General features: G+C 53.7%; 12 protein-coding genes. 4 read left to right on the forward strand and 8 right to left on the reverse strand.

Annotation, left to right across the window (positions count from 1 at the left end; genetic code table 11):
- Window positions 1-97: 97 nt before the first annotated feature.
- Together SACSAC_RS20200 and aroA are read right to left on the reverse strand one after the other, a co-directional pair.
- Window positions 98-532, reverse strand: a complete 435-nt coding sequence (locus SACSAC_RS20200; RefSeq protein WP_037289672.1) for a CoA-binding protein — start codon at window positions 530-532, stop codon at window positions 98-100.
- A 17-nt stretch (window positions 533-549) separates the two neighbouring features.
- Complete coding sequence (aroA, locus tag SACSAC_RS20205; RefSeq protein ID WP_037289675.1) at window positions 550-1,842, reverse strand: 3-phosphoshikimate 1-carboxyvinyltransferase; 1,293 nt, start codon at window positions 1,840-1,842, stop codon at window positions 550-552.
- 108 nt (window positions 1,843-1,950) lie between these two features.
- Here aroA and SACSAC_RS20210 point away from each other — a divergent pair, with 108 nt between their 5' ends.
- Window positions 1,951-2,259 carry a rhodanese-like domain-containing protein gene (locus SACSAC_RS20210; protein ID WP_037289677.1) on the forward strand — a complete coding sequence of 103 codons (309 nt, stop codon included), beginning with the start codon at window positions 1,951-1,953 and terminating at the stop codon, window positions 2,257-2,259.
- Window positions 2,260-2,837: 578 nt separating this feature from the next.
- Here SACSAC_RS20210 and gndA read toward each other — a convergent pair.
- Window positions 2,838-4,256 carry an NADP-dependent phosphogluconate dehydrogenase gene (gene gndA, locus SACSAC_RS20215; RefSeq protein ID WP_037289678.1) on the reverse strand — a complete coding sequence of 473 codons (1,419 nt, stop codon included), beginning with the start codon at window positions 4,254-4,256 and terminating at the stop codon, window positions 2,838-2,840.
- 332 nt (window positions 4,257-4,588) lie between these two features.
- Here gndA and SACSAC_RS20220 point away from each other — a divergent pair, with 332 nt between their 5' ends.
- Window positions 4,589-5,224, forward strand: coding sequence for a YktB family protein (locus SACSAC_RS20220; RefSeq protein WP_037289680.1), 636 nt, complete (start codon window positions 4,589-4,591; stop codon window positions 5,222-5,224).
- Between the two features lie 166 nt (window positions 5,225-5,390).
- On the opposite strand, the gene SACSAC_RS20225 is transcribed toward SACSAC_RS20220, so the two are convergent.
- The 3 genes from SACSAC_RS20225 to SACSAC_RS20235 all read right to left on the reverse strand — a co-directional run bounded on the left by SACSAC_RS20225 (window position 5,391) and on the right by SACSAC_RS20235 (window position 8,737).
- Complete coding sequence (locus SACSAC_RS20225) at window positions 5,391-6,185, reverse strand: SDR family NAD(P)-dependent oxidoreductase (RefSeq protein WP_037289682.1); 795 nt, start codon at window positions 6,183-6,185, stop codon at window positions 5,391-5,393.
- A gap of 207 nt (window positions 6,186-6,392) precedes the next feature.
- Window positions 6,393-7,676 carry an MFS transporter gene (locus SACSAC_RS20230; RefSeq protein ID WP_037289684.1) on the reverse strand — a complete coding sequence of 428 codons (1,284 nt, stop codon included), beginning with the start codon at window positions 7,674-7,676 and terminating at the stop codon, window positions 6,393-6,395.
- Between the two features lie 137 nt (window positions 7,677-7,813).
- The gene (locus SACSAC_RS20235; protein ID WP_084778235.1) at window positions 7,814-8,737 is read right to left on the reverse strand and encodes a GNAT family N-acetyltransferase; all 924 of its coding nucleotides are present in this window, start codon (window positions 8,735-8,737) and stop codon (window positions 7,814-7,816) included.
- A 140-nt stretch (window positions 8,738-8,877) separates the two neighbouring features.
- Here SACSAC_RS20235 and SACSAC_RS20240 point away from each other — a divergent pair, with 140 nt between their 5' ends.
- Window positions 8,878-10,356 carry an aminotransferase class I/II-fold pyridoxal phosphate-dependent enzyme gene (locus SACSAC_RS20240; protein WP_037289689.1) on the forward strand — a complete coding sequence of 493 codons (1,479 nt, stop codon included), beginning with the start codon at window positions 8,878-8,880 and terminating at the stop codon, window positions 10,354-10,356.
- A gap of 398 nt (window positions 10,357-10,754) precedes the next feature.
- Here the strand turns inward: SACSAC_RS20240 and SACSAC_RS20245 are convergent, their stop codons facing one another.
- Window positions 10,755-11,087, reverse strand: a complete 333-nt coding sequence (locus tag SACSAC_RS20245) for a DUF1292 domain-containing protein (protein WP_037289692.1) — start codon at window positions 11,085-11,087, stop codon at window positions 10,755-10,757.
- Window positions 11,088-11,204: 117 nt separating this feature from the next.
- Window positions 11,205-11,753 carry a stalk domain-containing protein gene (locus SACSAC_RS20250; protein ID WP_037289693.1) on the reverse strand — a complete coding sequence of 183 codons (549 nt, stop codon included), beginning with the start codon at window positions 11,751-11,753 and terminating at the stop codon, window positions 11,205-11,207.
- A gap of 239 nt (window positions 11,754-11,992) precedes the next feature.
- Here SACSAC_RS20250 and SACSAC_RS20255 point away from each other — a divergent pair, with 239 nt between their 5' ends.
- A complete protein-coding gene (locus tag SACSAC_RS20255; protein ID WP_037289695.1) occupies window positions 11,993-12,721 on the forward strand; it encodes an MBL fold metallo-hydrolase in 729 nt (242 codons plus the stop codon).
- Window positions 12,722-12,804 lie beyond the last annotated feature (83 nt).

Genomic DNA, 12,804 nt, shown 5'->3' on the forward strand with positions numbered 1-12,804 from the left:
CAAAATGAGCGAATATGGATCGAGTCGAAAAAATGAAGCGGCCGCACTTATCGAGCGCGGCCGCTTCTTCATTCTTCATTCGACTACAATCCGCGGATCAGCGTCGGCTTCCGGCACCGGTCACGGCGTCTTCCACCTTGATGCAGCGATCCATGATGACGGTCAGTCCTGCTTCTCCGGCAATCTCGGCAGCTTCGTCGCTGAAGACGCCGGATTGCAGCCACAGTGCCTTGGCGCCCGCCGCTACGGCTTCGCGCGCAACGTCCGCGCAAAATTCGCTGCGGCGGAATACGTCCACGATATCGATCGGCTCAGGCACCTCCGCTAATGAAGCGTAACAAGTCTCGCCGAGAATCTGTTGTCCGGCGGCGGTCGGGTTTACCGGAATGATCCGATAGCCGCGCGACTGCATCGCTTGCGAAACCATATAGGATGTCCGGTCGCTTTTATCGGAGAGTCCGACCACGGCGATATTGCCCGCTTTTTCAAGCAATGCGCCGATCTCGTCCCGGCTTGGATTTTGAAAAGGCATAGATATTCCTCCTTTTCTTATTCTTTTACCCATTCGACATTTGCGCCAAGCGCGATCATGTCATCGAAAAAGCCCGGGTACGATTTGGCAACGTGATGCGCGTCGGTGATCGTCACCGGCTCGTCCGCTCTAAGTCCCACGATCGTCAGCGCCATAATGACGCGGTGGTCGTAATGCGAATCGATCCGAACGCCGCCCGCTACGCCCTGCGGACGCCCGTGCACGATAATCTCGGCCTGCTTTTCCTCGACGTCGGCCCCGGCTTTGCGCAGTTCGTTCAGATAGTCGGTAATCCGATCGCATTCTTTGTAACGAAGGTTCTCGACATTGTAAAAACGCGAGGTTCCTTCAGCAAAGACGGCTGCCGCTACCATCGCAAGCACGGCATCGGTCGCAGCGTCGCCGTCGAATTCCAAAGCTTTCAGCTGACCGGTTCCTTTTACGACCGCGATATCGTTCTCATGCGTCAACGGAGTTTCCATCATTTGCAGGACATCGACCACGGCGCGTTCGCCCTGCTTGCTGTTTACCGCCAAACGGCGTACAGTGACGTCGGACGGAACTACCGCAGCTGCCGAAAGGATCGCCGCGGAACCCGGATAGTCGCCTTGAACGGAATATTCGCCTGCTCGATAAGCTTGGCCTCCGGGCACGCGGAACAGCGAATAGTCTTCGTTGGCTTCGACCCGGATTCCCGCTTGCTCCAACACTTCCAGCGTTTGACCGACGACGACTTTCGATTTCAGGTCGCCGGTTACGGTAATCTCGCTATCGGCTTCGAGCAGCGGCGTCAGGAACAGAAGCGCGCTCAAATACTGCGAACTGACTTCGCCGGATACGGTGATTTTGCCGCCTTGCACGGGCCCTTTGACCGTGATCGGCAGACGACCGCCGTTATCGTCGATCGTCGCTCCCATTTGACGCAGCGCCTCGATCAGATCGTCATGCGGGCGTTTGCCGAGGGAATCGGGATACGTATTGACGAAATGTACGTCTTCCGACAACGCGGCGATCGCGAGCAGGAAGCGCAGCACCGCGCCTGCATTGCCTACATTAAGTTCCGCGACGCGTTTCGGATTGCGGCCGAAGCCTTTGATCACGATTTTCTCGTCGTCTTCTTCAAGTTCCGCGCCCAGCTCCGCAATGCAGCGGCGCATCGCATCGCTGTCTTCGCTGTGTGCCGGGAAACGTACCGTGCTTGTTCCGTCCGCAAGCGCGGCGACAAGCAGGTAACGGGTCGTGTAGTTTTTGGAGGACAGCGCCTCGATCGTTCCTTCAAGCTTTTCCGTTCGTCTGACAATCACGTCCATGACTATATTCCTCCAATATTGTGGGTCTGATTTCTATTTAAATTTGACACAAGTTTTTCCTCTTCGCTATCATGGATTTATCCCAACCGAAAGAAAGGCAGGATTGCCATGAATTCTATTGCACAAATCCAACCTTCGGAGCTGCGCGAGCGCATCGAACAAGGTAATGTACCGCTGATGATCGACGTACGCGAACCCGAAGAAGTCGCCCAGGGCATGATCCCCGGCGCCGTCCATATCCCTCTCGGCCAGTTGGCCGGCCGATTGGACGAACTCGATCAAGATCGCGAGACAGTGTTTATTTGCCGCAGCGGCTATCGCAGCGAACGGGCTTGCGAATATCTGGAGCAGTCCGGATTCGACAAGGTGATCAATCTCGAAGGCGGTATGATCGCCTGGAGCGAAGACGAAGCCTGATCCGGGCGGCTTATTCGCGGGTGACGCGGAGGGCGCTGCGGGAGAAATTGCCAGCATAGGCTTCCGAAGTGCATTTCTTCGAAATGCTTCACAAAACGCTGTCTCACTCGGAAAACTGGATTGGAATTTAAATGGAAGTTTTCTGAGTTCAAAGGCCAACATAGCGCTACATGTTACCGCAGGTTTTCTTCGAAATTCTGTATTTCACTGAATTTCTCCCTCCGCTCGGCGCGTGTCCAAGAATAAGAGATTTTTTTAATTAAATAGCGTTACTGAAATACCATGAGGAGCCGTAGGGCTCCTTTTGTATATCAAATAAAAAAGACTGCAAAGCTTGATCGCTTCTATTACTATACATGGTTTTGCTTTTTAGTTCAATAATTAGACGCTGTGAAGCGTTAAAATATCTACATTTGAGGCCGCTGATGAACAAGTTTATATTCGCGACTCGATCACCGCTAAAAATTCCGAATAACAAAAAACGGCTGAGGGCAGTCCCGGAAGACGGCCCCCGCCGTTTTGCGAATTCGAACCGGGTTAAGCGTGAACGATTCGAAGTTGGTTTGAAAATTTGGGTCTTAGTTGTCCAGTTGCAGCCATTCGTGGTGGAACACGCCTTCTTTGTCGATACGTTTGAACGTATGGGCGCCGAAGTAGTCGCGTTGCGCTTGCAGCAGGTTGGCCGGCAGGCGTTCCGTGCGGTAGCTGTCGTAGTAAGCCAGGGCGCTGGAGAATCCAGGAACCGGAATACCGTTTGTGACAGCCGTCGCGATGACTTTACGCCACGAATCCTGATAGTTCTCGACAACGTCCTTGAAGTAGTCGTCGAGGAGCAGGTTGGCAAGTGCGCCGTCTTTGTCGTAAGCGTCCTTGATGTTTTGCAGGAACTGCGAACGGATGATGCAACCGCCGCGGAAGATCATGGCGATGTTGCCGTATTGCAGATCCCAGCCGTATTCGTCGGAAGCCGCGCGCATTTGGGCGAAGCCTTGCGCGTACGATACGATTTTGCTTGCGAACAATGCTTTACGCACGTTCTCGATGAACTCTGCGCGATCGCCGGAGAAAGCTTCGGTCTTCGGTCCGCTCAGCACTTTGCTTGCGGCAACGCGCTCTTCCTTCATTGCTGACAGGAAGCGCGCGAATACGGATTCCGTAATCATGGACAGCGGAACGCCCAGGTCGAGCGCGCTTTGGCTTGTCCATTTGCCCGTGCCTTTTTGGCCGGCGGAGTCCAGAATCACGTCAACCATGGCTTTACCTGTTTCTTCGTCTTTTTGCGAGAAGATATCCGTCGTGATCTCGATCAGGTAGCTGTCGAGTTCGCCTTTGTTCCAATCGCCGAAGATCTGGTGCAGTTCGTCCGTGTCGGCACCTACGACGTCTTTCAGCAGGTGGTAAGCTTCGCCGATCAACTGCATGTCGCCGTATTCGATACCGTTGTGCACCATCTTGACGTAATGGCCCGCGCCGCCCGGTCCGATGTACGTGCAGCAAGGATCTCCGTTTACGTGAGCCGAGATTGCAGTCAGGATCGGTTCAACCAATTCATACGCGCTCTTCGGTCCGCCCGGCATGATCGAAGGGCCTTTCAGCGCGCCTTCTTCGCCGCCCGATACGCCCGTGCCGATGAAGCGGAAGCCTTTGCCTTCCAGCTCTTCGCTGCGGCGCTGAGTGTCAGGGAAGTAGGCGTTGCCGCCGTCGATGATGATGTCGCCTTGATCCAGGAAAGGAATCAATTGTTCAATCGTCGCGTCAGTTGCCGGACCCGCTTGAACCATGATCAGGATTTTGCGCGGTACTTCGAGGGATTGAACGAATTCTTCCACCGAGAACGTGCCGATCAGGTTTTTGCCTTTTGCTTCCTCGACCAGATCGTGAGTCTTCTGCGGGGAACGGTTATATACCGAGACGGTAAACCCTTTGCTTTCGATATTGAGCGCCAAATTTTTGCCCATGACGGCAAGGCCGACTACGCCAATTTGCTGTTTCGACATTTTAGGTTCTCCATCCTTTGCGTATGAAATAGAGTTGCAATAATTTTCATTGTACCCGTTTTGTTTAGTAAAGTGAAGTCCTCGGAATTAGGAATACATTCAAAATGATATACTTAATCCGTGGATTTTTAAAAAGATTCGGTCGCTTTAACGTCGCAAAGCGCGTCAGTAAGCCAAAAACGCGATTTTGTTCACTCGGAATCTTTTCGAAAAATAAATCACGGCTTCATAAACTCTTCATGTTCCCCAAGCTTGTTCGCCCCCCTCCCGCCTATGCTATAATGGCCGATGAATCGCTTGTCCGAGCGGCTATTTTTGAAAGGGGCACGAACATGGATTTTCAGGGTTTTGTCGAAAAAGACTTTGCTGTATTCGAAATAGAGGGGCTGGAGCCCCGCATGGACGCTTTGATCGCGAATGTCCGTCCAAAGCTGACCGAGCTAGGAAATGCGCTGACTCCGTTTCTGACGGCTACCTGCGGCGAAGAAATGTTTCCGCACGTCGCCAAACACGCTCGCCGCACCGTCCATCCTCCGAACGATACCTGGGTTGCCTGGGCAGCCAACAAACGGGGCTATAAAGCGCTGCCGCATTTTCAAGTAGGAATGTTCGCGGATTATCTGTTCATCGTAATGGCTGTCATTTACGAAAGCCCGAACAAAACGGTGCTCGCCAACGCGCTGGGCAAACACGAACGCAAAGTGCTGGATCTCGTGCCGAAAGAACGGCAAGAACAATTCTACTGGTCCGTTGATCACACAAAACCCGGCGGCACGAAGCATTCGGAACTGGGCAAAAACGGTCTGAAAAGCATCGCGGAACGTCTGGGCACGGTCAAAAAATCCGAAGTGCTCTGCGGGCGTTTTCTGCAAAAAGACGATCCGCTGCTGCAAGACGGGGAAGAGCTCGTCAAAACAATCGAAGAAACGTTCGAGACGCTGCTTCCTCTGTATAAAATGGCATTTTGACGCCAAAGACCGCCGATTCGCTTCATGCCACGCATGCGCGAACCGGCGGTCTTTTTACGCGACGACATCGCCTCGATAACTGTGACGCGAAAAAGATCGGTTAGCGCCAGAATGCCGAATCTTTCGCGACTCCGCTCCGGAATGCCGACGCGGGCGCGGTTGACCTTTACATCCCTTTGAACGAGCCGCCGTTAACCGGATACTCCGCCCCGAACGCGTACTCGGCACGATCCGAAGACAGGAACACGATCATCGACGCGATATCCTCGGGCTGGCCGATCCGTCCGACAGGCAATTCGCGCACCTCGTCCACGAAGAAGTCGATGACCTCGTCTTTCGGCTTGCCGAACTTTTCCGAAATCGCGTCGATCATTCCGCCCGGCTGGTCCCAAATATTCGTATGCGTCGGTCCCGGCGATACGGTATTGACGCGCACGCCTTTTTCCCCGAATTCCATCGACAACGCTTTGCCCACGCTGAGCAGTCCCGCCTTGAAGGCCGAATAATCGACCGACATAGGCTGCGGTTGGCGCGCGTCTTCCGAAGCCACGCTGATAATGACGCCTTTTCCCTGCTCCACCATATGCGGAATCGCCGCTCTCGACGTGCGCACCATGCTCATCAGGTTGTTTTGATACGTTTCTTCCCACTGCTCTTCGGTCGTCCCGAGAAACCCGCCCAGCCTGGAATGCGAAATACCGGCGTTGTTAATCAAAATGTCGATGCGCCCGAACTTTTCGATCGCGGCGCGAACCAGCTTTTTCGGACCTTCCGCCGTGCTCAAATCCGCTTCCACCGCCAAAACGACGTCTTCGCCGCCAAGCTCGCGAATCTGCTCCGGATGCCGGCTCGCCCCGACGACTTTCGCGCCTTCTTCCAAAAACAATTTCGCCGTGGCCAGCCCGATCCCTGAACTCGCTCCCGTCACGATCACGACTTTCCCATTCAAATCCAGCTGCATGCGATATTCCTCCTGTTGATCCGATTTAAAGCGTTTTACTGAACAAAACTCACCTTCTTTTTTTAACCGTTTCGGCAATATTCAATCTTGAAGAGTTCGTGGAATATAAAGGAAACAAAAAAAGCCGCCATGCATGGCGGCTTCAGGTTATTGAGAAAATTACGCTTGTGGGAGAAGGCAGAAGCCTCCTATTCGCACACGGCCGAGTTACTGGGAGAGCCGGGTTGCCCGGGACATCGAAGCATGGATCAGCAGCAAGAACACCATGGAAATCGCACTTGCCCAGAACGGGGCTTGAGGTCCGATATGATCCCAGGTCCAGCCGCCCGCCAGAGGTCCGATGACCGTTCCGAGTCCCTGAAGCGTAAGGAATACCCCCCAGATCGCTCCCCGTTCCTTTTCAGGCACCAGTTCCGCCAAAAGCGTATTCCAAGCCGGAAGAATCATCGCGAAGCCTAAACCCGCGGTCAGCACGAAGCTCCAAACCATCAGCATGGCATGCGTCGAAGCCAGTCCGCTTAACGCAACCACCGCAAGCAGAAAGCCGATGTGCAAAAACCAACGCGTCCCGAATTTGTCGACGAGTTTCCCCACGGGAATCATCCCGACGACGGCCACGCCGCCGCCCACGATGAGCAGCAGGTTAAACTGCCCCGGCGTCATCCCCAATTCGTTGCGAATATAGACGGAAATAACCGGGCTCAAAATGCCGATGACAAAAGATTGAAGAAACATCGCCGGGTACAATAACGGAGTCAACTTTAGCGCCGTCAATGCCCGAAACACTTTGCGTACGGAGTAAGCCGAACGGACGGTATGGCGCTTGACGAGACGGTGAACCTTTTTCGAAAAAGAAAAACCGGCATGCGGACGACGAATCAACTTGGGAGTTAGCGGAGTGAACATTTGGCGGGGCAACAATATCGCGGCGGCGGTCACGACGGCCATAACGCCCAGCAGCACCCAAAACACGACCCGGTACGTATCGCCGATAATCAGATTGGATACGACCGGACCCGCTCCGGTTCCCGCCAGGGTCGCGATCTGAATACTGGCCATTTTGGACCCGGTTCCCCCATTCTGTTGGGCGTCCATGCTGATGGTGCTCATGACGACGGGCCAGATCGGCGCCGTTCCGATTCCCAGCAGCGCGCAAGCGGTAATCAGCGAAGGTCCGGTCATGGAGAATGCGATCACCACGACCGCCGCCCAGGACAGCAGCAATCCTCCCGTAATGGTACCTCGCAGGCCCACGTGTTCAGCCATCCATCCTGCCGGACTGCGCAGCAGATTTTCTCCCACGTACTGCAAAGAAAAGGCCAAACTGATCGTCAGCGCCGACAAACGCAGCGTATCGTGCATATAGACGGGCAGTACCGCTACCAACAATGCGCCTTTGACGAACTCGACCAAGAAAACGATAATCCACAAACAAGTAAACACGGAAAAAAGCTTCGGCATCGACTTTGCGCCCTCGATCCGTTTGTTCATAACCTCTTGCCCCTTTCGGGCCGCTTGCGTGGTCATCGCAGCAGGCCTCTCCACATCCCGCGCTCTTTTGAACGCGGTTTTCTATTTATCGATCCATACGTAGCAAGTTCCTTATGCCATTATATCGGCTCCTTTGATCAGAAGTCTAACAAGCCGGACGGCGCTTCAGGCAACATAGGCAGATCATACGCATCCAACTCCTCACGCAGCTCAAAACCGCATTTTACATACAGATGGGTTGCCGCCGCGTTGGCTGCCGCAACCGTGAGTCGAACTTCGCCGGGCGCAAATTCCGTGAATAACAGCTCCAACGATGCCAAAAGCAGACGCGTTCCCACTCCCTGTCCCCTTGCTTGCGGCAGCGTGGCCAGAAATTCGATATCCCCTTCCGCAAACGTCCCATTCCCCGAAATACAGGCATAGCCCAGCAATTCCCCTGCATGAACGCAGCCCAACAATCGATAGTCCGTTTCCTGTCGGCTCAATAGAGAAGCACCGTTTGCGTAGGAACCCGGAAAAGCTTCATCATGCAGACGAGCAAACGCTTCGTAATGAACAGGTTCCAACGCATTGATCCCCTCGGCGTCCGCCGCTCCCTGGAAGCGTTCGCGCTGTAAGGCCAGCGTCATATGTCGGCTTTTAAAGTTAGCTCCGACTCGCTCCATCAGCGCAGCAGCTTCGGCGTTCCGGCGATGATAGAACCCTTGAAGCCTTGCAACTCTTCCGTTCAGATCAATCATGCCCGCATTCCACAGCTCGCGCACAATGACTTCTCGACTTTCCGTTTCGGTACGCACAAAAGGTCCCCATATCTCTGCCGTGCCGCTCTCCGAATCCACGTCGAATCCGAGCAGGCCCGCCAGTCGATCCTCTAAAAAAGCGACTTTAAAATTCCGGCTTAGTTCTTCTTCCGAAAAGTCGTTTTTCAGCGTATGCCCAATCTCGGTCGCATGCGTGCCGCAATATCCGACATGTCGGTGTTCCAACCGATTTTGCTCCGAAATAAGAATAGACATGGCTTCGATATGGGCGATTCGGGCGCTCCTTATACTGACGTTCATCTCTTCTTCTCCCCCCGCATATCCGGGTCCGCAAAATTGCCTTCTTGCAATCCGGCCCCGTTTTGCTATACTCAGTTTGTTTGATTTTTTTATTAGTGCTTCAACATACTCTACGCACACGAAAGGTTGTGACAACCCTAATGGATCATGCTCGTACTCCGCTTTTCACTGCGCTTCAGCGCCATGCGGATCAAAATCCGGTACAGTTTCACATTCCAGGTCACAAGAAAGGAATGGGGATGGATCCGGAATTTCGTGAATTTATTGGGGATAACGCCCTTTCCATAGACCTGATAAATATCGCTCCCCTTGACGATTTGCATCAGCCTATGGGCGTGATCGAAGAAGCGCAGCAGCTTGCCGCGGACGCATTCGGCGCTACGCATACCTTCTTCTCCGTTCAAGGCACAAGCAGCGCGATCATTACGATGATCCTGTCTGTGTGCGGTCCGGGCGACAAAATCATCGTCCCGCGCAACGTGCACAAGTCGATTCTCGGCGCCATCATTTATGCAGGAGCCAAACCGGTATTCATTGCGCCGGAACGCGATACCAACCTCGGGATCGATCACGGCATCACGGTAAGCTCGGTGAAAAAAGCACTGAAACTGCACGGCGATGCCAAAGCTCTGCTCGTTATCAACCCGACCTACTACGGCGTGTGCGCGGATCTGCAGCAGATCGTCGCATTGTCGCACAGCTACGGCGTTCCCGTGCTGGTCGACGAGGCTCACGGCGTCCTGATCCATTTCCACGACCAATTGCCGTTATCGGCGATGCAGGCCGGAGCGGACATGGCAGCGACGAGCGTGCACAAATTGGGCGGTTCGATGACGCAAAGCTCGGTACTCAACGTGAATACGCGCAACGGCTACATCAATCCCAAACGGGTACAGACGGTGATCAGCATGCTGACCACGACGTCCACCTCTTATATTCTGCTCGCTTCGCTCGATACGGCCCGCCGTCAGCTTGCGCTGAACGGATATGCGATGGCCGAGCGCGCGCTCGATTTCGCAGACTATGCGCGAAGCGCGATCAACCAGATCGAAGGCCTGTACTGCTTCGGCGAAGAAATTCTCGGCAGCGAAGCGACGTACGACTACGACCCGACCAAGATCACGATTCAGGTTCGCCGTCTCGGCATCACGGGATACGAAGCCGAGAACTGGCTGCGCGACAATCATAACATCGAAGTCGAAATGAGCGACATGTACAACGTCCTGTGCCTCATTACAGCCGGCGACAACGAAGATACAGTCAAGATCCTGCTAAGCGCGCTGCGCGAGATGGCTGAGGAATTCCGCGGTCAAGGCAAAGCGGTCAAAGAACTGGCAGTCAAGATTCCGGACATTCCGCATTTGGCCCTGCTTCCGCGCGACGCTTTCTACGGCGAGACCGAGTCGATTCCGTTCAAGGATTCGGCGGACCGCATCATCGCCGAGTTCATCTACGTGTACCCGCCGGGCATTCCGATCCTGCTGCCGGGCGAGGTTATCACGCAAGAGAACATCGATTATATCACGGATCACGTCGAAGTCGGCCTGCCGGTCAAAGGACCGGAAGATCGCAGCGTGCAGTTCGTCAAAGTTATCGTAGAGCCGGGCGCGATCCGTTAAAAGGGGTTTGTGCATGGTGTTCGGGAAGGCCGCTCAGGGGGCCTCAGGCTGTCGAAAAAGTCACGTTGGCGCGGGAAGCGAGAAGACTCCGAGAAAAATTCGTTCAATTCGCTGTCTCACTCGGAAAGTGGATTGGATTTGAATAAGGTATCTTTCCGAGTTCAAAGGCGTCAACATCGCGCTGAATGTTACCGCAGGTTTTCTTCGAAATCCTGTATTTCACTGAATTTTTCTCTCCGTCTTCTCGCTTCCAGCTACGTTAGACTTTCTCGACATGTTAAGGCCGCTTATGCGGCCTTTTTGTTTTGTGTAGTATAACGCAAAAACGGATGCGCTCGTTCGAGACATCTGTTTTTTTGCATCAAAAAAGCGGCCTCGCTCGGGGAGGCCGCTTCTTCTTATTCTTCGCCTTGTGCCGCAACCAGCTCGTTATAAGCTGCTTCGACCTTGGCCCACTCTTCTTCTTCCTCAATGTTGACGAGAACGGTCTCGCCGTCTTCTTCTTCGAGGCGCAGAATGAAGCCGTCGGCTTCCGGATTGTTGCGCTCGAGCAGCAAAGCATAAACGTCTTCGCCGACGTCGAAAGTCTGTACGAGAACCATTTCTTTCTCGTTGCCTTCTTCGTCGCTGAATGCGACTACGATCTCTTCGTCGTGGCTATGGTCATGACCGCATCCGCAATCGTCGCCGTGCTCGTGATTGTGGGAATGGTTATGTTCGTGTTCGCTCATTGTGGTAAAACCCCGTTTCTACAGCGCATACGCGCAAGCATATACGCCCTGAATTTAATAGACACAGATTATCCTACCACTTCGTCCGCCGGAGGTCAATTTGCCTCGTCACTTCGTTTAATCGACGGCGTTGATCGTTTTTTGAGCCACCATCGAGTAGGAACCGCCGCTCTTTTTGATATAAAACTCGACGTAATATTTGCCCGCGCGGCTGAAGTCGTAGGTAAAGTCGTACGTCTTGAACCAGAAGTTGTCTTTGCGCGAACTCAACTCCTGCGACTGAATGTCTTTCACTTCCCCGGACGGGTTGCGAATGGCTACTTTTACGGCTTCGATATCGGTATTCAGGTTGTCGATTTGCGAGAAGATATAGAATTTCAGCTTCCCTACGCTGACGTTACCGAACGGCGTATCTCCTTTGAAAAGAAAAATATCGACGTTGGGCTTGGTAAAAGTCACGGTTCTCGTATTGTCGTTATACTCAGCCAAACCGTCGAACTCGCGAACCGGCACATATGTAGTTCCGTCGATCAGGTAACCGCCCGTGCTTACCGCGCTACCGTTAATCAGAACCCGTATTTTCTGAAAAGCCGAATCGGCAAATGCAACGGAACCGCTGAGCAGCGACAAAGCCAGCGTACAGACCGCAATTCTTTTCCACCTCATTTTCCGGCGTCATCCTCTCTATGTCGTTGGAATTTTCGCAAGTCGAGGCACTTCCCCTCTGCATCGCTTGCAGGCCTTTTCATAAAGCCTTTCTTATACATGTATACTCCGCCGCCGCTGTCAAGTTGCGGTCCTTTTGTTGATTCCGGCAGGGAAATCGTCCATAATAATGCGGAAGAAACGGCATGCGTCGGATAGGTCGCCGATGCTCGTCGACTACAGAAATGGGGGCATGTGCAATGAAGCTGCAAATGATCGGAACAGGAAACGCTTTTGCCAAGAAATACTTCAATAACAACGCATTGATCGAGCAAGACGGATTCAAGCTGTTGATCGACTGCGGCATTACCGCGCCTCTGGCGCTGTACGAGCTGGGCATCGGCATGGAAGAGCTTGATGCCGTGCTGATCACGCATACGCACGGGGACCATGTAGGCGGCCTGGAAGAGTACGGTTTTCAGATGAAGTTCAAGCATGGACGCAAGCCGGTGCTGTATATGGCGGATACGTTGATCGAACCGCTGTGGAACCATACGTTATCCGGCGGGATGACGCAGGAAGGGTTGGACAAGCTCGAAGACGCGTTTGAAGTGAGGCAGTTGCGGGCAGGCGAAGTTCAGGAGCTTGCGCCGAATTTATGCGTGGAGCTGCTGCGGACTCGGCATATCGCGGGGAAGAAGAGCTATTCGGCCATTTTGAACCGGGATGTGTTCTATAGCGCGGATATGACGTTCGACCGGGAGTTGTTGGAGACCTTGGTGCGCGATCGCGGGATACGGAGAATTTTACATGAGGTACAGCTTGAAGGGCCGGGTCAGGTGCATACGACGCTGGACGAGTTGTTGTCGCTGCCGGAAGAGATTCAGGAGATGACGAAACTGATGCATTATGCGGACAATAAGGATCAGTTTGAAGGACGGACGGGGAAGATGGGCTTCCTTGAGCAGGGGGAGGTTTATTCGATCTGAGGGTGGCGCTTGGGGCGGGGCTGCGGGGGAGTTCGTTTCGGTCGCGTGTTGCAATCGGGAAATTTGAATTGGGTTTAAATGGG

It is taken from the genome of Saccharibacillus sacchari DSM 19268 (assembly GCF_000585395.1).
Classification (GTDB): domain Bacteria; phylum Bacillota; class Bacilli; order Paenibacillales; family Paenibacillaceae; genus Saccharibacillus; species Saccharibacillus sacchari.